Raw genomic sequence first — 23,837 nt, forward strand, 5'->3', positions numbered from 1 at the left:
GTCCATTCAATAAATGAGGCGCGATTGTAGCAGACGATCTGCGTTGCTTCCGGCAGAAATGCTCAGTTATAAGAGAGCTTCATGACTCGGCCAGGATTATAAGTAAAGCATAATTTTTCCCTCTCCCCTTTGGGGAGAGGGCCAGGGTGAGGGGCGCTTTTACATCTCGCAGTAGCGCAGAAAACGCTGGAGCGAGCTGGAAAGGTGTTTCTGACGATGGTGGATGCACCACAGCGTGCGCACCAGCTTCGGCAGCGGAACGGGGATCTCAACCAGAGAGCCGGTTTCCAGCTGTTCGGCGATCACCCGTCGGGAAAGACAGCTAATGCCCAGGCCATGACGTACGGCATGCTTAATGGCCTCGGAGTTACCTAACTCCATCCCTAGCTGGAATTGCGGCAGATGGGACAGCAGCAGATAATCGACAATCTCACGCGTGCCGGAGCCCTGCTCTCGCAGGATCCACTGCGCCTGCGCCAGACGCTCCAGCGTAACCTCGCCCTGGAGTAAAGAAGAGGCCGGGGAAGCAAACACCACCAGCTCATCCTCAAGCCAGGGCTCCGCAATGATATCGACGTTGTGGCACGGCCCTTCGATAAGACCGATGTCCACGCGGAAATCAATCACCGCGTTAATCACGTCCTGGCTGTTGCCGACGCTCATCTCCAGCGGCAGGGTCGGAAAATCCCGGCGGTAGCGGGCGATCACTTCCGGCAGGATGTAGTTACCGATCGTGCTGCTAGCGTAGACGCGAATAGCGCCGTTGTCCTCGCGGAACAGCTGTTCGATCTCCGTTGTCTGCTCAAGTAAGGCCAGGGCACGCGGATACAGCAGGCGGCCATGTTCGTTCACCACCAGTCGCTTTCCTACCCTGTCGAAAAGCTGGACGCCCAGTTGCCCTTCAAGATCGGTCAAGGCCGCGCTAACGGCGGACTGCGAGAGCGCCAGCATTTGTGACGCCTGGGTTGTCGAGCCGCTTTTCAGCACCTCGGCAAAAACTTCCAGCTGACGCAATGTAATGTGCATGGTTGCTTACCACTTATAAAGATTGATTATAAATATATAATCAATTTTATTTTTAAGCCAGAGCGCCGTAACCTTTAGCCAGACAAAGGAGAAGGTTATGTCAGAAATCACCTTACAACATCATCGTACAGTGTGGCACTTCGTGCCGGGTCTCGCGCTCAGCGCCGTGGTTACCGGCGTGGCCTTATGGGGTGGCAGTATACCGGCTGTTGCCGGTGCAGGGTTCAGCGCCCTGACGCTGGCCATTCTGCTCGGCATGGTGGTCGGGAACACCGTTTACCCGCATATCTGGAAATCCTGCGACGGCGGCGTGATTTTCGCCAAGCAGCATTTATTACGTCTCGGGATCATCCTTTATGGCTTCCGTCTCACCTTTTCGCAGATTGCGGATGTGGGTGTCAGCGGGATTGCCATCGACGTCCTGACCCTTTCGAGCACCTTTTTACTGGCGTGCTTTATCGGCCAGAAGATCTTTGGACTGGACAAACAGACCAGCTGGCTGATCGGTGCGGGTAGCAGCATCTGCGGCGCAGCGGCTGTACTGGCAACAGAGCCGGTAGTCAAAGCCGAAGCCAGTAAAGTCACGGTTGCCGTCGCGACGGTAGTTATCTTCGGTACGCTGGCGATCTTTCTGTATCCAGCCATGTATCCGCTGGTGGCGCACTGGTTTAGCCCGGAAACCTACGGCATTTATATCGGCTCAACCATGCACGAAGTGGCGCAGGTGGTGGCGGCAGGTCACGCCATTAACCCGGAAGCGGAAAACGCGGCGGTCATCGCCAAAATGCTGCGCGTGATGATGCTGGCCCCGTTCCTGATTTTCCTTGCGGCGCGGGTTAAACAGCTGGCTCCGGCAGGCGGCAGCGAGAAAAGCAAAATCACCATTCCGTGGTTTGCGATCCTGTTCATCGTGGTCGCTATCTTCAACTCTTTCCACCTGCTGCCAAAAGCGATGGTGGATATGCTGGTCACGCTGGATACGGTCCTGCTGGCGATGGCAATGGCGGCGCTGGGCGTCACCACGCACGTCAGCGCGCTGAAAAAAGCCGGGGCGAAACCGCTGCTGATGGCGCTGGTGCTGTTCATCTGGCTGATTGTTGGCGGCGGTGCGATTAACCTTGCGGTACACAGCCTGTTGGCATAAACCATCTCGTCCTTCTCTTGTTAACCCGCTATCATAGGCATTTCGGGTTAACAGGAGTCTTTTTATGAAATATGTTGGAGCGCACGTCAGCGCTGCCGGTGGCCTTGCGAATGCCGCCATTCGCGCCGCCGAAATCGAGGCGACCGCTTTCGCCCTGTTCACCAAAAACCAGCGCCAGTGGCGCGCAGCTCCCCTCACCGCGGAAGTGATTGATGACTTCAAAGCCGCCTGCGAGAAATACTGCTATGGGCCTGGGCAGATCCTCCCGCACGACAGCTACCTGATTAACCTCGGCCACCCGGTTGCTGAGGCGCTGGGTAAATCCCGCGAAGCATTCCTGGATGAGGTTCAGCGCTGTGAACAGCTGGGGCTGACGCTGCTGAACTTCCATCCCGGTAGCCATCTGATGCAAATCGACGAAGACGCCTGTCTGGCGCGCATCGCCGAGTCCATCAACATGACGCTGGATAAAACCCAGGGCGTGACGGCGGTGATTGAGAATACCGCCGGTCAGGGCAGCAACCTCGGCTTTAAGTTTGAGCATCTGGCGGCGATCATCGACGGCGTGGAAGACAAATCCCGCGTGGGCGTGTGCATTGATACCTGCCACGCGTTTGCCGCCGGGTATGACCTGCGCACAACCGAGGCCACAAAAAATACCTTCGAGGAGTTCGAACGTATTGTTGGCTTTAAGTATCTTCGCGGTATGCACTTAAACGATGCGAAAAGCGCGTTCGGCAGCCGCGTAGACCGTCACCACAGCCTGGGCGAAGGCAACATCGGCCACGATGCGTTCCGCTTTATCATGCAGGATGCCCGCTTCGACGGCATTCCAATGGTGCTGGAAACCATCAATCCGGATATCTGGGCAGAAGAGATTGCCTGGCTGAAGGCACAGCAGACCGCTGAACAGGCGGCATAAAAAAAGCCGGGCGCTTAACGCGACCCGGCTTTTTTGTAGGTCGGGTAAGGCGAAGCCGCCACCCGACACCTCTTTTAGGCTGCTTTTGCGACCACTTCCGCTTCCGGACGCTTCAGCACCGCGTAAGACAGACCCGCCACCAGCGTACCGGCAACAATCGCCAGCAGGTAGCCCAGCACCGGCGTGATGGCGCCAGGGATCAGCAGGACGAACAGACCGCCGTGCGGTGCCATCAGTTTCGCACCTACCGCCATGGAGATAGCTCCCGTTACCGCACCGCCGACGATACAGCATGGCAGAACACGCATTGGATCGCGCGCCGCAAACGGGATTGCGCCTTCGGTAATGAAGCACAGACCCAGCACCAGCGCCGCTTTGCCGCCTTCCTGCTGCGCTTTATCGAACTTACGACGGGCAATGATTGTCGCCAGGCCAAGTGCCAGCGGAGGCACCATACCTGCCGCCATGATCGCCGCCATCGGCGCGTAGGTCTGGGTACTCAGCAGGCCAACGCCGAACGCGTATGCCGCTTTGTTTACCGGACCGCCCATGTCGGTACACATCATACCGCCGAGGATTGCGCCCAACAGCACCGCGTTCGCCGTCCCCATGGTTTGCAGCCAGTGGGTCAGACCTTCCAGAATGCCCGCGACCGGCTTACCAATCAGGTAAATCATCGCCAGACCGACCACCAAGCTGGAAATCAGCGGGATGATCAGGATAGGTTTCAGCGCCTCCATACTCTGCGGCAGCTTCAGCTTAGAGCTGATGAGCTTCGCCACGTAACCGGCAAGGAAACCGGCAATAATACCGCCGATAAAGCCAGAACCAGTGCTCACGGCCAGCATACCGCCGATAAGACCCGGCGTCAGACCCGGACGGTCAGCAATGGAGAAGGCGATAAAGCCCGCCAGCACCGGTACCATCAGCGCAAACGCGGAGCCGCCGCCAATCTGCATCAACGCTGCCGCCAGCGTGCCCTGCTCTTTAAAGGCTTCGATACCAAAGGCAAAGGAGAGCGCAATACACAGGCCGCCCGCCACCACCATCGGCAGCATGTAGGAAACCCCGGTTAACAGGTGACGATAGGCACCCGCAGACTCTTTCTTACCTTCGCCAGGCGTTTTAGCCGCACCGGTCGCCTGATAAGGTTTGGCTTCCGCCAGCGCTTTATCAAACTCCTGCGCAGTTTTCTTCAGCGCCAGGCCGGTTGAGGTGCGGTACATCGGCTTACCGGCAAACTTCGCCAGATCCACTTCGATATCGGCCGCCACGATCACCAGATCGGCTTCGGCCACCTCTTCCGGCGTGATGGCATTACCCGCGCCAACAGAGCCGCGAGTTTCAACCTTCACCCACCAGCCGCGTTTTTTCGCTTCGGTTTCAATGGCTTCAGCCGCCATAAAGGTGTGAGCCACACCTGTCGGGCAAGCCGTTACCGCAACAATGCGTTTCGGCCCAGCGGTTGCGACCGGCGCGGCCTCAACGGGTGCACTGTAAACCGTCGCATGACCTTTTGCTTCGCTCAGAAACAGTTCAGGGTGTGCCACCGCGCGGTTAATATCGCCCAGCCATACTTTTTTGCCGTTCAGGGCGCTGTCCGCGGGGATTTTGTCGCCCAGAACAATCGCCATTTCAGCATCACCCGGGTTATCAATGATATCCAGATGCGCTTTTTGTGCCGCCGCGCCCAGCAGGGTCTTCGCCATATAGGCACGAGCCTGTCCGAGACCGGAGTCAATGATCAGCAGCGTTTTCATTATTCCTCTCCTGCTGTTAGTTAAAAGGTTTTAAGTCAACGCGCGCCATCATCGCGGCTAACTGGGTACGATCGGTAATACCGACATTGCTCTGGCTCACGGCCAGGGCCGCAACGGCGGTAGCAAGGCGTAGGGTATGTTCACTGGATTCGCGCATCAGCAGACCGTAGATCAGGCCGCCAACCATCGAATCCCCGGCACCCACGGTGCTGACCACTTCCATAGAAGGCGGTTTGGCAATCCATTCCCCGGAGGCGTTAACCCACAGGGCACCTTCTGCACCCAGCGAAATCACCACATGAGCGATACCCTGCTCGCGCAGCGCATGGGCAGCGTCAATCACATCCTTTAATTCTGGCAGCTTACGGCCCGCCCAGATTTCCAGTTCACGGCGGTTAGGCTTAACCAGCCATGGCGAGGCTTTCAGACCGGCGACCAGCGCGTCGCGGCTGCTGTCAAAAATAATGCACGGGCACTGGCTGCGCAGGCGCGTCATCCAGTCGGTGAACGCTTCCGGGCTGACGCCGGACGGCAAGCTGCCGCTGACGCACACCATGTCAAACTGGCCCAGCCAGCTCAGGGAATCGGCAACGAAGCGCTCCCAGTCAGCCGGGGTCACTTCGAAGCCAGAGAAGTTCAGATCGGTAACTTCACCGTCTTTCTCGGTCAGCTTAACGTTAATACGGGTACGGCCCTGCACAACCTGAAAACGGTTGGCGATGCCCAGTTCACTGAACAACTGCTGAAAACCGTCCTGGTTGTCTTTGCCAAGGAAGCCGCCAACGGTGACGTCGATGCCGAGATCTTTCAGCACCTTCGCCACGTTAATCCCTTTCCCTGCAGCATGCAGGCCGGTGGTTCGCACCAGGTTAACTTCGCCACGCTCAATTTCCGGGCAGAAGCCCACCAGATCGTAAGCCGGGTTCAGCGTAATGGTCGCAACACGTCTGCTCATTATGCGCCCTCCCCCAGACCGGCCGCGATGGCGTCGCCAATCGCTTTCAGCGCCTGTTCAGCATCAGCACCCTGCGCGGTAAAACGCAGACGATGGCCTTTCTTCACACCCAGCGCGACAACTTTCATCAGGCTGCGCCCGTTGGCTGGTTTACCCGAACCGTCCAGATTGGTCACGGTGATCTCACTTTCAAATTGTTTAATAGTATTCACCAGCATGGTGCCCGGACGGGCATGCAGGCCGTGTTCGTTACGCACCACGTACTCTGCGCTCAGCAGGTCGTCCGTCAGCGCATCGTCGCTGGTCAGCAGGGCCAGCACCGTCGCCGCGTCTGCGTTCAGCAGTTTTTCAGCTTTATTGTTCAGCAGCAGATCGCCAAGGCGCTTCAGCACGGAAACCGGCTGATCGTCAGCCATGGCAACCGTTACCAGCATCGCGGCGCGTTCGCCGTCTGTCTCAAAGGCAACCGCAGCACGGCTGACCGCGATAGCACTGCGCAGGTTGCCTTCAGCACTGTCGTTCAGCCAGATGCCCTGACCCAGGTTTAAAGGCTTATCATTGATGGTGCGGGTCACAAAGGCGGTATCAGCCGCCCCCACCTCTTTCAGGCGAGCCGCGTTCAGCGCCTGGAGCGTCACCAGATCGGACGCAACGACGTCCAGCATCAGGGTTTCATTATCCAGCTTCAGCGCTTCGCTCTGTTTTTCGCCCATCAGCAGGGCACGCAGCTCTTCAGCAGTGGTGGCGGATTTAAGCTGTTCCGCGACGGCATCATCGCTCAGCACGTGCGTCAGCTGACGCAGCAGGCCCAGATGTTCGTCACCGCTGGCCGCGATACCGATCGCCACGTAAGCCACCTGCCCCTCGCCCCAGAGCACGCCCTGCGGGAACTGGTAAACCTGCACGCCGGTTTTCAGCACCTGATCGCGGGTGTCCGTGGTGCCGTGCGGAATTGCAATACCGTTACCGAGGAAGGTGGAGGTCTGCTGTTCACGCGCCAGCATGCCGTTGACGTAGCCGTCCGCCACGTTGCCAGCCTGCACGAGCGCAGCGGCGACCTGGCGAATAGCCTCTTCTTTATTCCCGGCCTGTTCGCCCGGGTGGATATCCTGAACAGATAACTGGAACATGATTCTCCTCTCCTGCTGAAATTGAATCGTTTCAGCTTAACTGAGAAAATATGCGCTAACCTGCTTCTACAGGACATGCAAGATAGCGCTGAAACGTTTCAAGAAGTCTTGTCTTTTCTACAAAAGGTTGCAAGAAAAGTTACATTTCTTGTTGCAGAATTTAGAAGTGCAGCACATTTCTTCTTCAATAGGGAGGTTTTTGCTGATGTTCAGCAAACAGGTTCAGCACGCTTCAGCGAAACAGCGTTAAACTGAAATGCTATTTTGATTTATTGTGGCAATCTTGATTTTGCCCTCTGTTTATTTAATGACAGGCGGCGTAAACTCCGCCTCTCTCTGTTACTCGCAAAGACTGAACATGCATAACACCCCCGCTGCCGCCTCACCAAAGCCCTTTGATTTGACGTCAACGGCGTTTTTGATTGTTGCTTTCCTCACCGGTATTGCCGGTGCGTTACAAACGCCTACGCTGAGCCTGTTTCTGACCAACGAAGTCCACGCGCGTCCGGCGATGGTTGGCTTCTTCTTCACCGGGAGCGCCATCATTGGCATCCTGGTCAGCCAGTTTCTGGCCGGGCGTTCCGACAGAAAAGGCGATCGCAAAAGCCTGATTGTTTTTTGCTGTCTGCTGGGCGTTTTCGCCTGCGTGTTGTTTGCCTGGAACCGCAACTATTTCATTCTGCTGTTTGTTGGGGTGTTCCTGAGCAGCTTCGGCTCGACCGCCAACCCGCAGATGTTCGCCCTTGCCCGCGAGCACGCCGACCGCACCGGGCGGGAAGCGGTAATGTTCAGCTCGATACTGCGCGCGCAGGTGTCGCTTGCGTGGGTGATTGGCCCCCCGCTCGCCTACGCGCTGGCAATGGGTTTTGGCTTTACGGTAATGTACCTCAGCGCGGCGGTAGCCTTCGTGGTGTGTGGCGCAATGGTATGGTTCTTCCTGCCTTCCATGCGTAAAGAGCCGAAAGTGGCGACCGGTACGCTGGAAGCACCGCGGCGTAACCGGCGCGACGCACTACTGTTATTCATTATCTGTACGCTGATGTGGGGAACGAACAGCCTCTATATCATTAATATGCCGTTGTTTATTATTGATGAGCTGCATCTGCCGGAAAAGCTGGCCGGGATCATGATGGGAACCGCCGCGGGGCTTGAGATCCCCACCATGCTGATTGCGGGCTATTACGCGAAGCGCTTCGGCAAGCGCTTTTTGATGCGCATCGCCGCCGTTGCCGGGCTGCTGTTTTATGTCGGCATGCTGACGGTCCATACGCCAGCGCTGCTTCTTGCTTTACAGCTGCTGAACGCCATTTATATCGGCATTCTGGCCGGTATCGGCATGCTCTACTTCCAGGATCTGATGCCGGGTCAGGCAGGCGCTGCCACCACCCTTTATACTAATACCACCCGCGTGGGCTGGATTATTGCAGGCTCACTGGCGGGCGTTGTGGCTGAAATCTGGAACTATCATACGGTGTTCTGGATTGCGCTGGTGATGTGCGTCCTGACGCTGAGCTGCCTGACGCGGATCAAAGACGTTTAAGGCGCGGTGAGCGCTTCCAGCTCAAGCAGGTAAGTGATGGCCTGCTGGCGCGTACTGCCGCACATTTCGGCGTCAGGCTGGAGCCCGGAGCACACCTTCGGGCGTAAAGGCGAGCCAAAGATCATGCACAGGTTGGAGTCAGAGAGCTGAACGCAGCGGGTATTGGCAGGCTTGCCTAGCATACAATTATTCACTGTTTAAAATATGCATCGTTGCTGTTAGCATCACAACCGTCTTATCATTGAGATCAGAAGGACATCTCTCTATGAAGCCAAAGCTGTATTCGTATGTACGCTTTTCATCTGCGAAGCAACGGGAAGGTAACTCGCTGGAGCGTCAGCAAGATACAGCGCTAAGAATTGCATCCCGCTATGACCTTGAGCTTGATACAACTGCTTTCCACGATCTTGGCATGTCTGCGTTCAAAGGAAAAAACGCGCATGAAGGGAAGCTATCAGAATTCATCAAACAGATTGGAATCAAAGTTCCTGTTGGATCGTGGTTGGTAGTCGAAAATCTTGACCGTATTAGCCGTGATGATGCCTGGAGCGCGTTGGATATTTTCAAAAGTATACTGAGTAAGGGAATTGTCATTGTTACCGGTATGGATGAAAAGGTTTATAAATATGCGGATGTAAAGAATAATCCAACGGACCTGATCATCTCATTGTTGATGTTCACCCGCGCACACGATGAATCGTTAACAAAAAAGAACCGAGTTGAATCACAAGCCCGTTCTCTGATAAGGCATAACCTAACAAGAAAATCTGGAACGCCAGCAAAATCAATAGAATCAGTGGGTCAAAATGTCTGGTGGGTAGACACAAAGTCAGGATACGTTACTCCACACCCAATGTATTTTTCCGCAGCGCAGAAGATTATCGAACTAAAGCAAAGCGGTGAAACTCTTCTTGGGATCCAACGATATCTTAACAAACATTACCCTGCACCTAAAAAGAGGATTTATAAAGACCAGACAGGTCAAGCACTGACACCCAAAACGGAGCAATGGGGAAAGCATTTAATTCGGACCTTCTTGAACCCTACTGTTCATGGGCAAAAGGTTTTTACGCTAGATAAGCGCGATGAATCAGGTGCCATTATGTGCGATCCGGATACAGATGCGCCATTGAAAGAAACGTTAACTATTCCTGATTACTACCCGGCGCTGATGTCAGAAATAGACTATCTGACACTATCAAAACTGGACCGACACCGAGCAATTACTCGAAGTTCCTCAAAATACCCAGAGGGCAACCCTGAACCAGAAATCCCGCTACTCTCAGGCATTGGTATCCTTTTTTGCGGAAAATGTGGGTCTTTCATGTTCAAATCAGGTTCAAGCAAAAACAAGTACCGTTACATATGTGGTTCAAAGATTGTTCAGGGTAAGCCCTGCGGTAAGAAAGGGTTTACGTCATATCAGCTTGAGCATACTGTTTTGCAACTAATCTCTGATCACGTCTGGAACAACCACCAAGAAGATAAAACAGCCTGGTACGAATCTGAGATTGAAAAGGCATCAGAAGCTGTTAATACGCTGTATAAACTAGCAACTTTAACTGACGGCCTCGAAGAATTGGCAGATCAGATTAAAGCCAATAAACAGAAAAAAGTAACGCTTGAGCGAGAATTTCAACAGTACAAAATCAGCCGTTCAGAAATTCAAACCACTGGCTGGGAACAATTCCGACATTTCGATGTTCATGACACAAAGAACCCTAACCGTAAGCGGATTAGACTAAAGGTAAAACAAGCTATCAAACGTATTGATTGTTATGACATTGATGAGCGACATGATCATTTCGAAGTGACTTTCGCCGACGAGACAAAGCAGAGAATAGTGATTAAGTTCAATCGCAACCGATCTCCTGGTGTTTCGTATGTAGAAGCACAAACAGTCAACGCTCATGACTTACTAAAAATGCAAGGACTTGTGTTGCACTCTTTCATTGATGAACTGATTGAGCCTGAAAAATTTGCCCAGCATATTAAGGACAAACAAGAAGTCAGCATTCTAAACCCGACGTTTATCACTGAACTGGAAGATGGTGTAGGTAAAGCCGAAGGTGATGGAATGGCTATCATGGTGGATGGCAATAAAAACAAATCATATGCAACTGTCAATGGTATTAAGTACGAGATTAACTCTCTGGAAGACTTAGAAAAACTTTCACGCTAAATCACTCTCCCCTTGCCTACTGACAAGGGGAAACCAACCAGTCTCCCCAGATATCATTCAATACCAAAACCCCGTAAAACTCGATACAGAGCGTTTCAGAGCAAGGGGGCAAATTACATCAGTTACCTTATGTCTACAAACTGAGCCCATTGCACTGCTTCTTATCGAACCACTGCTGCGGTTGCTTGAAAGCCCGTACTAAATCGAAGGAAATCCCCTCAAGCTAGAATACACAAGACTAAACGCAACCTACCCCACCTTAGCATCAAGCATATTAACCCTTTGAAAAACCATAAAATACAATCATCCTCGTACCCATCCCCCCTCTTTCACCCATGCCAATCGATCGTTTTTATAGATCAATATCGCGTTATTGATAGATTTTATAGATCGATGTAAGATCATGATTCTTCGTGTGGTGTTTCTCGCAGGCAAGACTCTCGGGATGAGTGCTCTGCCCCCCGATTTAGTACGAAAGAAAGAAGGTATCCAGAATGACAATCCTTATAAAAACCTTAAAAATCATGGCATCAGGTGTTGTTTTCATTTCAGGCATAACCGCCGCATCTAATACCGTCTATTTCTTGCCAGAGGCAAAATCAGCGGGTGTCGCCAGCCGCGACCAAAAAGCCCTGATGTTTCTCGGCATGGACAGGGATGTAAATCTGAAGGGAATATGCTTCGCGATGGCAAAGCAATCATCATCGATCGTGCCGCTGGTGGATATCACTGCAACAACTGATAACGGCAGATTCACGATGCATGGGCTACGCCCAAATAATAACGACGATACAAAGGAATTGGTCTGCTCTCTTGGTTCAGAGGCCGGGGATTTCTTGACTGGCATTTCGAAGTCTACATTCGTTAACGTGAAGCTGGATTTCAATGGCGAGATCCGCAGTTACAGCTTCGATACTAGAGAGTTCAGGAAAATATTGACTGCCAATGGGCAAGACGTGTGGGCAAAAGCAGCTAAAGGCTACACTCAGGGAGTACGTGCCCCCATTTTCTATGGAAGCGATAGCGAAGTCCCCAAAAACAATGCAGTCAACTCAAACGTCGATACTTACAGTTATAAAGCAAGTGATGAGAAACTTAATTCGGTCTGGAAGAGCCTTAGCCCTGAAACCCGAAAACGTTTACTCCGTTCGCAAAGAGAATGGATAAAGCAAAAGTCCGGCTGCAATAATGAACAGAAATGCCTTATCGACATGACCAATAAGCGCATTACTGAACTGGAGTCTGAAAATGGAAAGTAATGTACTGACTTTAGTTTTAAAAAATGATTGGGTGACTTTCCCTTTGGAACATACCTATAACGGAAAATACACTCTCGGACAATTTCATCTGACAGATACGTTCATCGTTGAATATATGAAACTGATACATGGAATAGAAATACCTGATTCGTGGATTATTAGCTGTTTCACTAACATATCAAATCTCGATACCCGTAAGGTTATGTATATGGAAGGTTGTGATATGTTGACTAAAAAAACAATTAATGAGATCCGCAATGCAGTGAAATTTCCTTCTGACGACCTGAAAATATATCGCAATGATAAGAAGATTGTTGAGATAAAATTTATGGAATATAACAATGAACTCAAGAATTGAATGTCGCATTAAACAATCAGTCATAACTGTTGCTATCGCCTTCAATTTTTACGTGTTTCAGGGGATTGCTTTAAACCCATGCCAAGCGAAATCAACTGAAGTAAAACCGACTTCAAACGCAGATACTGTTTCTTTACAACAAACCACGCAATTATCCAGACCGTCTATCATCGATATACTTCCGAGACTTTATACAGTAGACGAGATTTATTCACGATTTAAAGAACATGAGTTTCGGGCAACTAACGACTTTAAAAATTGTCGATTAATGGTTACAGGTAAAATAGTCAATATCGGCACTCTTACATTCAGTAATAATCCATTAGTTACATTGGGTATTTCTGGTTCGAATGAAGGGCTAAAGTTTATTTTTGAGAATACGGACTATGATAACGATAAGGTAGCGGCATTAAACGTGGGAGATACAGTAATTATTGCGGGATGGAATGCACACCCTGGAACATTCGAAGGTGTTTTTTTAGAGCATTCGAAAATCATGACTAATATGATTTCAAAGAAAAAAATGCAAATGCTTGCTGTAAATGGTGGCGTCTATGATCGGGAGATTTGCCATAAGTAATGCTCTATATAATCTTCAAAAGCAGGGGGGAGCCCCCTGCCCCTTTGCAAATGATTTACTCATTCATTCAATAAATTATATCTGGGGTTAGTTGATGTGTAATTTCTCTAGCATTCACTATTGACAAAACCGTTAATACATATTTAGTCATTTAATTTTCTAACCTTCCTCATGGGTAACCGATGTACCGATCAGCGGAGAAAACCGTAATTGACTTTGCACCTCGAGAAAGCGCGACATATAAATTTTTTGCATTCATACCTTTACCTTGCGCATCTAATATTATGCAATGATCGGTCTCAAGTCCCTTTAGTAAAAGAGTTGAACCAATTGCTCGACTTGGTATTCGTTTATCCCCATTGTGACGTATTCTTTCTCGTATGACAGATGCCGCTTCAGCTATTGTTTGAGATGGCTGACTAATAGAATGGCTAACGGCATCTTTCAACGCTTCATAAGCTGTCTTACGGTAGATTCTTGTTCCTGACTTAAGGGGCAAGAGTTCCAGTACAGTCAGTAGATTACGCCTGGTCCCCTCAATAGCTAATGTACATAATGCTTGTTCATGGGGGAAAGGAGCTGTTTTATTTCTCTTAGCAAGTATGGAGGTAACTCGTCTAAGGGTATGGGTAACTTCAATATTCGTAATCATTGAAGCTGTAACATCAAGCAGTGATTTTATTAGCTGAAAACCGACTTGTTGATCGAACATAGTCGCAGCTAATATCACACCGCATAACTGAACTTGTTCAACAACTTCGATTCTAGAGGTACCTTGTGCATATTGATGGCGAGATAATTCATTTACTGAACTTCCTATAACCAACAGAGAATCATTTGGATACTTGTTAAGAATAGAATGTTGAACATTCCTCTGCATAGCCAGATCAACTTGTTGCAGCCCAGTCAAACGATGCCATGTCACATACTCGGGACAAGATAGTAAGTCAACTTGTCCTCCTCGCATGAGTTCTTCTCTTACATCTAAAATCCACCGACCCAAACGAGGTGTTCCAGCATTTTCCCAACGCCATGGCGTAGACAACTCCCCTAAAAGCGGAAAATCTTGCCCTATGCACATATTCCATTCGGGCATTGCATTACGTCGCCCAAAATCAAAAATACATTGCATGGGATCACCAAAAATGGTCGTCGGTAGAATCGTAGCCAAAGCCTTAATCAAATCGTGTTGGGTAACATCACAATCTTGATACTCATCTACTAAAAGCCGTGAATAGGAAGCTTTTAAAATGCAATTTAGTGCGCCAGAATTGAGATATTTAAGTACGGCTCGACGAACCTCAGGGTAAAATAGTTTTGGATTTTCCATTGTAGATCCAACGTGGCACGAGCCTCTGAAAGAGTACGCAATTCTTATCAACCAACCATCAATCGTTGCCACAGAGTAATTTTTTGAAGGGATGTGCTCGCGAGTAAGCCGTTTTTTTAAAGCAGAAACACCAGCAGTTGTATGAGTAAGCACGAGATAAGGTTTGGGTTGATTTCTACGCAAAATGTTAACTATTAATTGCGTTTTACCACATCCCGCAGGCGCAACGATGGAACTCAACCTACTTTCAAGAATCAAATCCTCCATCTTTTTTCCTTACTGTCGTGCCCAAGTGAGCAAATCGTACAATGTATTTGTTAAAGCTGGGCCAAATTCTTTGTATGAAGGACATACAATATGACGGAATATTTGCTCCGAAGGATCAATATCTTTGTACCAACTTTTTTTACCAGCAGCGGCTGCCAGTATCTTACGATGTTCTTCTTCAAAGCGATGGAGACAATCATCCAGTCTGTAACGATTTTGAGAAGCACTCTGGATAGCTGCATCTACCGAATCAAAACCTTTACGGTCAATAGCGATCGTAAGAATGGCAGCGATTAGTTCTGCGGGACATGATTGAAAAATTGCGTCTTCCGTAGAATTATTATTGCCCCACTCAACAACTTTTATACCTGCAGCTAATACTTCCTGTGTGAATGGCTTATGAACTTGTTCTTTATCTGAATCTTTAAATAAGACTGTTAAATATCCTAAAGAAGAGAAAACTTTTGCACGGGCAAACATGCTATCTCCACCACCATCTGCAAAACTTATTCCTTTTGAACAGTTCGTTGGAATTCCACTATCTTGATAGAATAAGTCAACACCTCTCATTAAGCCTATTTCAGTTTTCCCTTCACAAACAATAACTTTCTTGCTCAAAAAAGCTTCAGCACAAACTCTTAATGTGGATTGTTCATCATTTCCACTTCCAAGATCGTAAACATGGTGTGATGCAGTAGCTACATCGTTAGCTGGAGGTGGCGGAGGTAAACGTCGAATTACATGAAGTTGGTGTGCTTGTAACTCGCGAAGAACATGCGGAGAATGAGTGGTGATAAAAACCTGCTTCTCTGGATCTGTATCCTTAGAGCCCAACTCATGAAGAAATCGGGTAATACGGTATGGCTCTAACCCAAATTCTGCTTCATCAACAAGAAGTATGCTGGAGCGATTAGCTGCCTTTTGTATGCCACTAATTAGGAGACGGGATGAGCCAGTTCCTAAGAGCCTTAGCGGTGTCTCGTCTGAATTGTGGAGGCTTATCGCACCATTTGAGAGAGATACACCATTCACATCTAAACAAGCTTTCACTCCGGTAACTGGCACCCCCAGGTTTTCGCCGATTGTTTGTATTTGCGACAATATAGTAGTGATTTCTGGGAGTTGCTGTGCAGCGAAGGCCTGTCGAGTCTGCCTACCTAGTTGGGATAGTACTGACGAAACATCAAAAGTATTTTCAGTTAGTTTATTTAATACTGACCTACTTCCCCAAGCCAAATGATGATGGGATGTTGCTCCAAGTCTAGACGGTGATATCAATTCACGATGCTTCCATGGCAGACGACGCTCAATCCCCTCAGCTTCTGCTCTCTCTGAAAATAATCTCCAGTCAGGCTCCAAGTCAGAATCAACAACCAACTTTACAGTCAGGACTGTTTCAAAACCATCCTCAGGCCGCGGTTCATCAACAATTAACTTATCGTTTACGTTGAACGCTCGTAAGAAAGGTCCATATCTTTCAATATTTAATAATTCATCGTTTAACTCGCCCAATGTGACAGCGATGACAATTGGGGAGTCCACGTTCATCTGAAAAAAATCAGCATCATTGAAGGCATAGGATCTTCTTGCCCCTAAAGCGAGGTCAATAGCATCAAGTACAGTAGATTTGCCAGTGTCTCCCGGCCCGATTAAACAATTAAGACCCGGTGATGGTGACCATTTTAGTTGTCTAACTGCACGGAAGTTAAGGATTTCTAATTGACGGATTACTGGCATGGACCGCGTCCTTATGAAATGTATCAATCTAAAAGATATAGTCGTAAACGATAGTATCCCGCTGTTTAAATAAAATCAGTGAGATGTCACATGATTCACGATCAATCTTATCAACATGAAATTGTTACTACTATCCAATCTGTCCGATGCTTGAATACATTCAGTATCATCATGGTATACCTTACATAGACAATGAAACAAAGTATCAATAGAGTTTAAAAACAAACCTATTGACTGCAAATTCATGTGACGTATCATATGGATATTAACTTAATACTTAAATGAGAAATCATCATGAATGTCCGTATCTATTGCCGTGCATCGACAGAAGGCCAACATGCCGATCGTGCATTGATTAGCCTGCGCGAATTTGCGCAAAGTAAAAACTGGTCGGTTGCCGGAGAATACATTGAGAATGCAAGTGGTGCGAAGCTAGAGCGTGTTGAACTAATGCATCTACTGGCGGAAGCACAACCCGGTGATCTACTTCTTATTGAAGCGATTGACCGTCTTAGCCGTCTTAAACATGAAGAATGGGCTGAACTCAAAGCTACGCTGAACAGTAAAGGGCTGGTGATCATATCAATGGACTTACCAACCAGTTGGCAAATGGTTGAAATGTCGGCTAACGACCTTACCAAGGGCATTCTTAGGGCAGTCAATGACATGCTAATCGATATCCTAGCAACAATGGCACGACAAGATTACGAAACTCGCCGTAAACGCCAGGCTCAAGGGATCAAGAGAGCAAAAGCGGAAGGTCTATACACAGGAAGAGAAAAGAACAGCGCGGCCCGTGAAGTTGTACGTGAAATGCTGGCACAGAAAGTTAAGCCAGAGCATATAATGAAAGCTGCTGGTATCAGTCGCGCAACGTTTTATCGAATCAAGAAGGAGATAATAAACTCATTTTCCCCACTTCCGACGACATCTTGAAGCCTGTTTGAACTGAAGGATACTATCTTGTAACCGTAAGAATTTTGATTTGACAAAACTTAGGAACGGGGCCATATCTAATCTAACGTACCGCCCTTCGCTAGGAATTTGAAATACTAAGTCCGTACAGCATTAACCAGTCGAATTCGATGTCCTACAAACAGCCTTCAACACAAGCTTTTAGTTAGGCAGTAACATGTGGTTTCATCATCAATAACGTCACCAGTGTCAACAACGGGTAAAAAGTGATCCACTTACCGTCACCACCAACGGTCTAATATTGATCCACCTTGTTTACTCAGGATTTGCTTCCGCTATAACCCCGGCCTTTCGTTTCTGCTTCAGCCGATAGCTCTCTCCTTTTATCTGGACTTTGTACGAGTGATGTAAGATCCGGTCCAGCATCGCCAATGTCAGAGCTACATCCCCGGCGAACGTTTGGTCTCACTGCACTAAGGGCAGGGTAGAGGTCAGGATCATCGCACTCTTTTCGTAACGTTTGGCGATGACCTGGAAGGACAGTCGCCGGAATTTTGTAGGGATGCGCATCGCTGATCCGCTTAGAGATGTAATCACGGAATTCATCTAGCAGTGATGATGATGCCGGGCATGGTGAATACTGCGGCTTTTCAGATTTGGCTTTCAGATGGCTGCGGACAGTATTGCGCAGAATACCCTGTTCCTTTGCAATAGCCCGGATATTCATTCCCCGCTTGTGCAGGACTTAAATTTCAATACGAATCTCAAAAGTGTTCATAAGCTCCCCTGTATTCAGAGGAGCAGATTAACCCCTGGATCAATTTTCAACCGCTGGGGTGGATCAGTTTTGCACTGTTGGTAACAACCAGCATCTTCAGTTTTGATCAATCTACAGACATTTACTCTAGTCGCAACTAGTACAAAGCAAACCTCCATGCATTTACCTGTAAGCAGTGCCTGTTTGCCTTGTGGGGCCATAATGGATTCACCCTCCTAAGAAGTGACCAACTTGAAAGACCTCAGATACAACTCAACACGTCGATGTCTGGATTCGTCTCTCTCACTGATGGCCTAAGTTCGAAAGTTTAGTTGGAACAAAATGGATAGGTTCTTTGACGAGTGGCGGGGAAAAATTGCTTTCAATTCAGGAAGATTTTTCTTAAAAACATACTCTTTGAAGAATGTCAAGGTCTCGTATGTAATGATTCCACTCAATTTTCATCCGGTCTAGTGTCCTCAAAACTCGTTTTTAATCGGCACGAAAAAAAATTTATTTTGCATTGACAACAAGCTCAGGTCTTACCAGATAGGCTCCGGCGCATAATGAAAAAAATGCACTCATGGGTAAGCTAAATTTCAAGCCTTGATCTGTTTTTTTTCCTTACTATGATAGTCGCTATACCGACACAAAACACAACATGTACGCATTGGCGAGAAATTTAAACACACTATCTTGGACACAAGGTAAGGAGACCCCACGTGAGTAATGGTAATTTGGCTTTAAATATCAGTAAAGAAAAAAGGCAATATGTTGGCGATTTTCTGGATTGCATTGTTGATTGTTTAGATCTGACCGAAACACAACACAAGCATATTAAAAGTGCCTACCACTCCGTGGGCAAATTCCTTTCTGAAGGTGACAACCCTATTCTTAAAGGGGCCATGATTTATTCACAGGGAAGCGTCCGTCTTAACACAACGGTTAAGCCCAAAGGTAGTGAACAGTATGATGTGGATCTGCTTTGCTATTTGCCAAATGCCAGCCATATTACCGGTTGGGCGCAGGTGCTAGACGCTGTCCGTGATCGCCTGAGCAGTCATGAGACGTACCGCAAAATGCTCCACCCGCTCCCAAGAGGCTATCGCATCATGTATGCAGGGGACTATCATCTGGACATTACTCCCGGGATTGATTGGAGTACTAATCCAACGGAGGAAAACCACCCTCTTCTTGTGCCAGACACGCGCCTAAGGGGCTGGAAAGAGTCTAACCCAGCAGGTTACGCGACGTGGTTTGACAATATCACTGAAAAACTTCCTACGTTTTTAACGCGTATGGTCGCCTGCGAAAACTTGGCTAAATCTGCGTCAGTAAGACCATTGCCAAATCACACCCATAAGAAGCTTCTGAACCGCATTGTACAGATTTTTAAGCGTCATCGCGATGTCTGGGCTGCAAGCCAAGGGAAAGATTATATTGAATTCAAACCAATCTCAGCAATTATTACAACTCTTTCTGCACACGCATATAACCATATCTGCGATCAGAAAACGACTTACGATACAGACTTCGACGTAATACTCGATGTACTTTACTTGATGCCGAAGTTTATTGTAGGCAGCTTAGGTAACTACCACGTCTCCAACCCGAGTATGCCAGCAGAGAATTTTGCTGAAAAATGGAACAACCCGGAAAGTGGAAAAGGCGAAAGGCTCAAAAAGCACTTTGACTTGTGGCATAAGGCTGCGATTGAAAGCATCAATGAGATTGCAGCCTCGGAGGGCGAAGATGAATTACTCGAAAACTTAAGTAAGTATTTTGGGGAACGACCAGTTAAAGCTGTGCGTGAAGCAATGCTTGAGAATATCAATGCCGCACGAAGCCAAAATAATTTGAACGTCCTTCCCTTCACCGGAGCGCTATCAGCAGGTGCTGTAACTGGAACTGCCTCAGCCCGATTGGTACCATCTAATACCTTTTATGGTGGAGAAGCAACATCATCCGTTGTGGTGCAAAAGAATACTTTCTTTGGGGATTGATATTAGATGAACGTATTCAGACCTCATCGGCGACTAACTCTAGCTGAACAATACCATGGGCTTCGTGCCCACTTTCCTGATGGCAAATGCACAATCACGGGAAAAAACAAGAAGCTAGTCTGGGAGGGCATGCTTAAGCCAGTCCCATTTAGTCGTGGGTATAAAATTCGGCTGGAATATGCCCCTCCTTCCGCTCCACGTTGCTTTGTGGTTTCTCCAGATTTGAAAAAATTATCTGATGGTAAGAAGATCCCTCACACTTATGCTTCGTTAGCATCGTCGAAAATAACACAGCTATGTCTGTATTTACCAAGAGAAAGACACCCAGATAAACATGCCGAATGGGTGCCACAGTACCAATTGAGTGAAACAATACTTCCCTGGGCTTCACTTTGGCTGTTTTACTTTGAACAGTGGTTGCATTCTGGCATATGGGAGGGGGGAGGCGCACATCCAAATGACGATGACGATGGCATTTATTATGAAAAAATCCCGCGCCAGGGGACTTACTCGCGAGACAGAAGAAAGCCGTAATTTAGATTAACGCACTATCACATGATCATAGGAAGTAACATGAGTGAATACTGGAAACATCAGCTTTCCAAAATTATCGACTATATGACCCGTCAAAAGCGCCCGGGTGTATTGATGATGGTAACAGGGGCGACTCTTGCGGCAGGCCCGAAGTTGTTGAGCTTTGTGTTTAAGGGCACTTTTCACGGAGAGTCACTTTCTATCAGCACCGCTGAAGGCAATGTGGTAAGTGACTATATAGTACCAATCATAGGTGGGATACTCGTTCTTGCTGGTCTAGTTTTTTTATCTATCGGTGAATATCAGTCTATCAAGCAAAACTCTCGCAAACGTATCTTACTAATTACTGGTAATGGTCTAAGGACAACGACAGGTACTGGTCTGGATAAAGTTGTCCGAACAGTATTGAAAGGTTTGATTCAGCCACGGGACATTGACATTACCCAACGCATCCGGGACGGGGTTGTTATCGAGCCTGAATCAACTTTCAATCGACAGATATTGCCCGAAAAGGACATCATTACTCAAATTTTATGTAAAGGTGAACCAGACCTTACGCAGGTTGCTTATGGTGGTTTTCTCCCCGTGCCATTTACCTTCTTCCTCGGAAATGTTCTGGATGATAAAGGGGATGTCACCGTATTCGACTGGGACCGCAAAGATGAGAAATGGAAGCATATCTCTTCAAATAATATTGATGATGGTGAAAGCTTTGTACATGAAACCATCATCGAATCGACTTCGGACCAGATAGTGCTGGTTGTTTCTTGCTCCTACAGGGTGAACATCGAGCAAGTGACCAGAAGTTTTGCCGGTCAGGGCATTGAGCACATTTATCTTGAAACTAACAGGTTCGATAATCACTGGTCGCTGGCAAAGCAACGACGTCTCTCACTGGAGTTTGCAGAAAAAATTAAAACTCTGTCCATGCAGGGTATCCGTACTGTACATCTGATCCTATCGGCGCAAAGTAGCATCGTCCTCAATTTTGGCCGACGTTATGACAATAGAAATATGGCCGATGTGATTGTTTATCAATATGAACAGTCAAATATTAACCCATATCCTTGGGGTGTATATGGTTTGTCACACCGATATGAAAATAGTGGGATTGTTATGCGGCCTGATTGAAAAGCCAAGTTGCTGATTATTATCTCGCTAAGGTTTGTTTACTGATTATTGTCAGTATGCGGTCAACCCGACCCATCATCATGACGCGTGGCATGCCACGCATCCATCTTTCAGCCGACGATCTGCCCTTCAGTCATCAACGCAAACAATTCAGCCTGAAATTTCGCGTCATCCAGAGCATTGTGGCTAGGTTGGCTGACGGGATGAAATCTCTCGGCCATGCGTGAAGATTTGGTTTCAGCCCAAGAACATCCCGTTAGCCCCATATAATATGCTTTGATATCAATCGCAGTAAATCCGAATGGATTATAGCCAATATACTTATGGAAATAATAATTGATAAAGGACCAGTCAAAAGGAGCATTAAGTCCAACGAAAATTACCTTCATCCCCGGTTGTTTTATCGTATTGAGCCATTCAGAAAGGTGTTCCATTGCTTGGATGGGAGGAAGTCCATTCTGCTGAAGTGCTTCCAAGCTCAACCCTGTTACTGCAAGTGCTTCAGCATCGTGATGGAGACTGTCAGGTTGCAATTCCACATAAAAAGATTCTGTCGGGTTATGTACGAGACAAGCACCAACGGAAAGGAGACTAAACTCACCTGGGATCGGACCTGAAGTTTCTACATCAACTGAAATATAAATCTCATCATTTATCATACAATTATCATCATCTCATCAGAACAGTAAGCAGTTCGGGAGTATAACCATGTATTATTGATTAAAAAGTGACATATCACTTTACAGTTTCAAACTAATACAATGAGTGATTATTCAGTTCAAAACCACTTACTTGACAAAATCTAGGAATCTTTATTAAACCCGACGAGTCGCGAAGCGACGAAGTTTCGCGAGGCGAAGCCGAAGTGATACATAACATCGATTGAAATTAATCGCAAGATTATCACTTGTTCGTTTCACCCACTGCACCATACTTTGTCGCTTCGCGACTTAAAGTGGTTGTTTGGTGTTGTTAACAAATTTGATCAGATTGATACCTATCATCCGTTCGCTACGCTCACGTCTGAACTCGCTTCGCTCGAAACCTTTCAGAATTATTGCTTAGGTATGATTTCAACGAGGCGCAGCCGAAGTTGCTATATATTATAGACAAAAATAAAAACCTTTAAAATCAATTAACTAATGGATTGCATGTCTTTTTCATGTCTCTTTAATGGCGTTTTGGCGAAAATAAAAATCAATATATATCAACAAGTTAAAATTACATGTCTTTGCATGTCGCGTTTTTTGGGGCATACAAAATTTGATTGTCTACGGAAGATGCTAAATAATGGCATCAACAACGATTCCAAGTAGACGAAACCATGAATTTACACTTTACAATCTTTCCTAAAAGAATACAAAAAGAACCCTATTTCCTTCGCGAATCCACGGTAAAACTTAACCGGGTGGACAATAACCGCGTAAAATCGCAATTCATTTTTAAACCTTCTTTCAACCATATAGCCCTCATTCTGGGCCTCGATAAAAGTGAAGTAGACCGGGTCAGAAAAATAAAACAACGGCTTCCTGATCATAAATTGATAGGTATTGCTCGCTGGATCATTGCACCTGTTGAAAGCAACCAATCTGCTTTATGTTATCTTTTCATCTGTGAAGACAATGTAGCGTACCTATCTGCACCTGAGATGGTTTTTACTAATGACACCATATCCATAGACTCAACGACCAGACGTTCCGTCTATAAAACAACTTACAATTTGACTAGCCCCGATACGAAATATGGGTATATAAACCTTCGATTTCATTCTGAATACAAATTGGTTACAAAAAGACGTGGTCCGTCAAAAATTAAAAAATTATCCGAAGGTGAACCGTCTTCTGATTATGCATCTTTGTTGGCTGAGAATGAAGCTTTACGCAAGGAAGTAGAGCGGTTAAAAAAACAAAATAATGCCGAATAAAATTCTAAATGGAAACTATTCTCAATCGAAAGGTGCTGTTTCTTCCTCTAATTGGATAAGATAAATAATTGCCTCTTCACGGTTCGTAGCACACATATCTATCGACGGTTGTAGACTGCCGCATACTTTAGGGCGCAGGGGTGAGCCAAAGATGCCACATAAGTTATCTTCTGATAACTGAACGCATCTTACATTAGCAGGTTTACCCTGCGGCATTCCCGGAATTGGACTTGAAATTGAAGGTGCAATACAACAAGCACCGCAATCGATACGACAATTCACTATAGAATCCTTGCTAATCCACCTTCAATCATTGACAGTAACAGAATGTCCTACTGACTGGTAGCATACCATCTATATCGAAGCTTTCTAAATGAAGCAAT

General features: G+C 47.5%; 22 protein-coding genes and 2 pseudogenes. 13 read left to right on the forward strand and 11 right to left on the reverse strand.

Annotated features, from left to right (window positions below):
- Positions 1 to 159: 159 nt before the first annotated feature.
- Positions 160 to 1,026 carry a DNA-binding transcriptional regulator YeiE gene (yieE, locus tag L2Y28_RS14430; protein WP_022648701.1) on the reverse strand — a complete coding sequence of 289 codons (867 nt, stop codon included), beginning with the start codon at positions 1,024 to 1,026 and terminating at the stop codon, positions 160 to 162.
- Between the two features lie 97 nt (positions 1,027 to 1,123).
- Here yieE and L2Y28_RS14435 point away from each other — a divergent pair, with 97 nt between their 5' ends.
- Both L2Y28_RS14435 and nfo read left to right on the forward strand, forming a co-directional pair.
- Complete coding sequence (locus L2Y28_RS14435) at positions 1,124 to 2,170, forward strand: YeiH family protein (RefSeq protein WP_022648702.1); 1,047 nt, start codon at positions 1,124 to 1,126, stop codon at positions 2,168 to 2,170.
- A gap of 64 nt (positions 2,171 to 2,234) precedes the next feature.
- Entirely contained in the window at positions 2,235 to 3,092 is an 858-nt protein-coding gene (gene nfo / locus L2Y28_RS14440; RefSeq protein ID WP_022648703.1) for a deoxyribonuclease IV, read from the forward strand.
- Positions 3,093 to 3,166: 74 nt separating this feature from the next.
- Here nfo and fruA read toward each other — a convergent pair whose 3' ends face one another.
- Genes fruA through fruB form a run of 3 tightly spaced genes read right to left on the reverse strand, consistent with a single transcriptional unit; the run spans position 3,167 to position 6,937 of the window.
- A complete protein-coding gene (gene fruA / locus L2Y28_RS14445) occupies positions 3,167 to 4,852 on the reverse strand; it encodes a PTS fructose transporter subunit IIBC (RefSeq protein ID WP_022648704.1) in 1,686 nt (561 codons plus the stop codon).
- A 16-nt stretch (positions 4,853 to 4,868) separates the two neighbouring features.
- Complete coding sequence (gene fruK / locus L2Y28_RS14450) at positions 4,869 to 5,807, reverse strand: 1-phosphofructokinase (RefSeq protein ID WP_006811313.1); 939 nt, start codon at positions 5,805 to 5,807, stop codon at positions 4,869 to 4,871.
- Entirely contained in the window at positions 5,807 to 6,937 is a 1,131-nt protein-coding gene (fruB, locus tag L2Y28_RS14455) for a fused PTS fructose transporter subunit IIA/HPr protein (protein WP_022648705.1), read from the reverse strand. Before fruB ends, fruK begins: the two co-directional genes overlap by 1 nt.
- A gap of 75 nt (positions 6,938 to 7,012) precedes the next feature.
- Here fruB and L2Y28_RS14460 point away from each other — a divergent pair, with 75 nt between their 5' ends.
- Together L2Y28_RS14460 and setB are read left to right on the forward strand one after the other, a co-directional pair.
- Positions 7,013 to 7,192: a hypothetical protein gene (locus tag L2Y28_RS14460; RefSeq protein WP_139152663.1), complete on the forward strand. Its 180-nt coding sequence runs from the start codon at positions 7,013 to 7,015 to the stop codon at positions 7,190 to 7,192.
- Between the two features lie 103 nt (positions 7,193 to 7,295).
- Positions 7,296 to 8,477: a sugar efflux transporter SetB gene (gene setB / locus L2Y28_RS14465; RefSeq protein ID WP_032622475.1), complete on the forward strand. Its 1,182-nt coding sequence runs from the start codon at positions 7,296 to 7,298 to the stop codon at positions 8,475 to 8,477.
- On the opposite strand, the gene L2Y28_RS14470 is transcribed toward setB, so the two are convergent.
- Positions 8,474 to 8,659 carry a hypothetical protein gene (locus L2Y28_RS14470; RefSeq protein WP_022648707.1) on the reverse strand — a complete coding sequence of 62 codons (186 nt, stop codon included), beginning with the start codon at positions 8,657 to 8,659 and terminating at the stop codon, positions 8,474 to 8,476. The two genes, setB and L2Y28_RS14470, sit on opposite strands and share 4 nt — an antisense overlap.
- A gap of 83 nt (positions 8,660 to 8,742) precedes the next feature.
- On the opposite strand from L2Y28_RS14470, the gene L2Y28_RS14475 reads away from it, so the two are divergent.
- From L2Y28_RS14475 to L2Y28_RS14490, 4 genes are all read left to right on the forward strand, one after another.
- Positions 8,743 to 10,659, forward strand: coding sequence for a recombinase family protein (locus L2Y28_RS14475; RefSeq protein ID WP_022648708.1), 1,917 nt, complete (start codon positions 8,743 to 8,745; stop codon positions 10,657 to 10,659).
- Between the two features lie 494 nt (positions 10,660 to 11,153).
- Positions 11,154 to 11,918, forward strand: a complete 765-nt coding sequence (locus L2Y28_RS14480) for a lysozyme inhibitor LprI family protein (RefSeq protein WP_022648709.1) — start codon at positions 11,154 to 11,156, stop codon at positions 11,916 to 11,918.
- Positions 11,908 to 12,276 carry a hypothetical protein gene (locus tag L2Y28_RS14485; RefSeq protein ID WP_022648710.1) on the forward strand — a complete coding sequence of 123 codons (369 nt, stop codon included), beginning with the start codon at positions 11,908 to 11,910 and terminating at the stop codon, positions 12,274 to 12,276. Before L2Y28_RS14480 ends, L2Y28_RS14485 begins: the two co-directional genes overlap by 11 nt.
- Positions 12,260 to 12,856, forward strand: a complete 597-nt coding sequence (locus L2Y28_RS14490) for a hypothetical protein (RefSeq protein WP_022648711.1) — start codon at positions 12,260 to 12,262, stop codon at positions 12,854 to 12,856. Before L2Y28_RS14485 ends, L2Y28_RS14490 begins: the two co-directional genes overlap by 17 nt.
- 169 nt (positions 12,857 to 13,025) lie before the next feature.
- Here the strand turns inward: L2Y28_RS14490 and L2Y28_RS14495 are convergent, their stop codons facing one another.
- Together L2Y28_RS14495 and L2Y28_RS14500 are read right to left on the reverse strand one after the other, a co-directional pair.
- A complete protein-coding gene (locus tag L2Y28_RS14495; protein ID WP_022648712.1) occupies positions 13,026 to 14,453 on the reverse strand; it encodes a UvrD-helicase domain-containing protein in 1,428 nt (475 codons plus the stop codon).
- A 9-nt stretch (positions 14,454 to 14,462) separates the two neighbouring features.
- The gene (locus L2Y28_RS14500; RefSeq protein WP_022648713.1) at positions 14,463 to 16,190 is read right to left on the reverse strand and encodes an ATP-dependent endonuclease; all 1,728 of its coding nucleotides are present in this window, start codon (positions 16,188 to 16,190) and stop codon (positions 14,463 to 14,465) included.
- A 294-nt stretch (positions 16,191 to 16,484) separates the two neighbouring features.
- Here L2Y28_RS14500 and L2Y28_RS14505 point away from each other — a divergent pair, with 294 nt between their 5' ends.
- Positions 16,485 to 17,126 carry a recombinase family protein gene (locus tag L2Y28_RS14505; protein ID WP_022648714.1) on the forward strand — a complete coding sequence of 214 codons (642 nt, stop codon included), beginning with the start codon at positions 16,485 to 16,487 and terminating at the stop codon, positions 17,124 to 17,126.
- Positions 17,127 to 17,420: 294 nt separating this feature from the next.
- On the opposite strand, the pseudogene L2Y28_RS14510 reads toward L2Y28_RS14505, so the two are convergent.
- Together L2Y28_RS14510 and L2Y28_RS14515 are read right to left on the reverse strand one after the other, a co-directional pair.
- Positions 17,421 to 17,651, reverse strand: a pseudogene (locus L2Y28_RS14510) (ATP-binding protein); the annotation flags it as partial.
- Positions 17,641 to 17,832 (reverse strand): annotated as a pseudogene (locus L2Y28_RS14515) (IS21 family transposase); the annotation flags it as partial. The pseudogenes L2Y28_RS14515 and L2Y28_RS14510, both read right to left, overlap by 11 nt.
- Positions 17,833 to 18,584: 752 nt before the next feature.
- On the opposite strand from L2Y28_RS14515, the gene L2Y28_RS14520 reads away from it, so the two are divergent.
- The 3 genes from L2Y28_RS14520 (at position 18,585) to L2Y28_RS14530 (ending at position 21,530) form a co-directional block, all read left to right on the forward strand.
- Positions 18,585 to 19,865 carry a nucleotidyltransferase gene (locus L2Y28_RS14520; protein ID WP_022648716.1) on the forward strand — a complete coding sequence of 427 codons (1,281 nt, stop codon included), beginning with the start codon at positions 18,585 to 18,587 and terminating at the stop codon, positions 19,863 to 19,865.
- Between the two features lie 129 nt (positions 19,866 to 19,994).
- Positions 19,995 to 20,399 carry a hypothetical protein gene (locus L2Y28_RS14525; RefSeq protein ID WP_227746614.1) on the forward strand — a complete coding sequence of 135 codons (405 nt, stop codon included), beginning with the start codon at positions 19,995 to 19,997 and terminating at the stop codon, positions 20,397 to 20,399.
- A gap of 39 nt (positions 20,400 to 20,438) precedes the next feature.
- Complete coding sequence (locus L2Y28_RS14530) at positions 20,439 to 21,530, forward strand: SAVED domain-containing protein (RefSeq protein ID WP_022648718.1); 1,092 nt, start codon at positions 20,439 to 20,441, stop codon at positions 21,528 to 21,530.
- Positions 21,531 to 21,640: 110 nt separating this feature from the next.
- Here L2Y28_RS14530 and L2Y28_RS14535 read toward each other — a convergent pair whose 3' ends face one another.
- Positions 21,641 to 22,189 carry a 3'-5' exonuclease gene (locus L2Y28_RS14535; RefSeq protein WP_022648719.1) on the reverse strand — a complete coding sequence of 183 codons (549 nt, stop codon included), beginning with the start codon at positions 22,187 to 22,189 and terminating at the stop codon, positions 21,641 to 21,643.
- Positions 22,190 to 22,854: 665 nt separating this feature from the next.
- Between L2Y28_RS14535 and L2Y28_RS14540 the strand changes: the two genes are divergently transcribed.
- Complete coding sequence (locus tag L2Y28_RS14540; RefSeq protein ID WP_022648720.1) at positions 22,855 to 23,454, forward strand: hypothetical protein; 600 nt, start codon at positions 22,855 to 22,857, stop codon at positions 23,452 to 23,454.
- Positions 23,455 to 23,475: 21 nt separating this feature from the next.
- Here the strand turns inward: L2Y28_RS14540 and L2Y28_RS14545 are convergent, their stop codons facing one another.
- Entirely contained in the window at positions 23,476 to 23,736 is a 261-nt protein-coding gene (locus tag L2Y28_RS14545) for a YkgJ family cysteine cluster protein (protein ID WP_071785214.1), read from the reverse strand.
- Positions 23,737 to 23,837 lie beyond the last annotated feature (101 nt).

Source organism: Enterobacter sp. JH25, assembly GCF_021725435.1.
GTDB classification, from domain to species: Bacteria; Pseudomonadota; Gammaproteobacteria; order Enterobacterales; family Enterobacteriaceae; genus Enterobacter; species Enterobacter intestinihominis.

Excerpts from the sequence above, each read along its gene's own strand:
- L2Y28_RS14540 (WP_022648720.1), top strand. The coding sequence starts at position 22,855 with ATGAATTTACACTTTACAATCTTTCCTAAAAGAATACAAAAAGAACCC.
- setB (WP_032622475.1), top strand. The coding sequence starts at position 7,296 with ATGCATAACACCCCCGCTGCCGCCTCACCAAAGCCCTTTGATTTGACG.
- L2Y28_RS14500 (WP_022648713.1), bottom strand. The coding sequence starts at position 16,190 with ATGCCAGTAATCCGTCAATTAGAAATCCTTAACTTCCGTGCAGTTAGA.
- L2Y28_RS14495 (WP_022648712.1), bottom strand. The coding sequence starts at position 14,453 with ATGGAGGATTTGATTCTTGAAAGTAGGTTGAGTTCCATCGTTGCGCCT.
- L2Y28_RS14485 (WP_022648710.1), top strand. The coding sequence starts at position 11,908 with ATGGAAAGTAATGTACTGACTTTAGTTTTAAAAAATGATTGGGTGACT.
- L2Y28_RS14475 (WP_022648708.1), top strand. The coding sequence starts at position 8,743 with ATGAAGCCAAAGCTGTATTCGTATGTACGCTTTTCATCTGCGAAGCAA.
- L2Y28_RS14470 (WP_022648707.1), bottom strand. The coding sequence starts at position 8,659 with ATGCTAGGCAAGCCTGCCAATACCCGCTGCGTTCAGCTCTCTGACTCC.
- L2Y28_RS14460 (WP_139152663.1), top strand. The coding sequence starts at position 7,013 with ATGCAAGATAGCGCTGAAACGTTTCAAGAAGTCTTGTCTTTTCTACAA.
- L2Y28_RS14530 (WP_022648718.1), top strand. The coding sequence starts at position 20,439 with ATGAGTGAATACTGGAAACATCAGCTTTCCAAAATTATCGACTATATG.
- L2Y28_RS14490 (WP_022648711.1), top strand. The coding sequence starts at position 12,260 with ATGAACTCAAGAATTGAATGTCGCATTAAACAATCAGTCATAACTGTT.
- nfo (WP_022648703.1), top strand. The coding sequence starts at position 2,235 with ATGAAATATGTTGGAGCGCACGTCAGCGCTGCCGGTGGCCTTGCGAAT.
- fruK (WP_006811313.1), bottom strand. The coding sequence starts at position 5,807 with ATGAGCAGACGTGTTGCGACCATTACGCTGAACCCGGCTTACGATCTG.
- L2Y28_RS14535 (WP_022648719.1), bottom strand. The coding sequence starts at position 22,189 with ATGATAAATGATGAGATTTATATTTCAGTTGATGTAGAAACTTCAGGT.
- L2Y28_RS14525 (WP_227746614.1), top strand. The coding sequence starts at position 19,995 with ATGCTTAAGCCAGTCCCATTTAGTCGTGGGTATAAAATTCGGCTGGAA.
- yieE (WP_022648701.1), bottom strand. The coding sequence starts at position 1,026 with ATGCACATTACATTGCGTCAGCTGGAAGTTTTTGCCGAGGTGCTGAAA.
- L2Y28_RS14505 (WP_022648714.1), top strand. The coding sequence starts at position 16,485 with ATGAATGTCCGTATCTATTGCCGTGCATCGACAGAAGGCCAACATGCC.
- fruB (WP_022648705.1), bottom strand. The coding sequence starts at position 6,937 with ATGTTCCAGTTATCTGTTCAGGATATCCACCCGGGCGAACAGGCCGGG.
- L2Y28_RS14480 (WP_022648709.1), top strand. The coding sequence starts at position 11,154 with ATGACAATCCTTATAAAAACCTTAAAAATCATGGCATCAGGTGTTGTT.
- L2Y28_RS14435 (WP_022648702.1), top strand. The coding sequence starts at position 1,124 with ATGTCAGAAATCACCTTACAACATCATCGTACAGTGTGGCACTTCGTG.
- fruA (WP_022648704.1), bottom strand. The coding sequence starts at position 4,852 with ATGAAAACGCTGCTGATCATTGACTCCGGTCTCGGACAGGCTCGTGCC.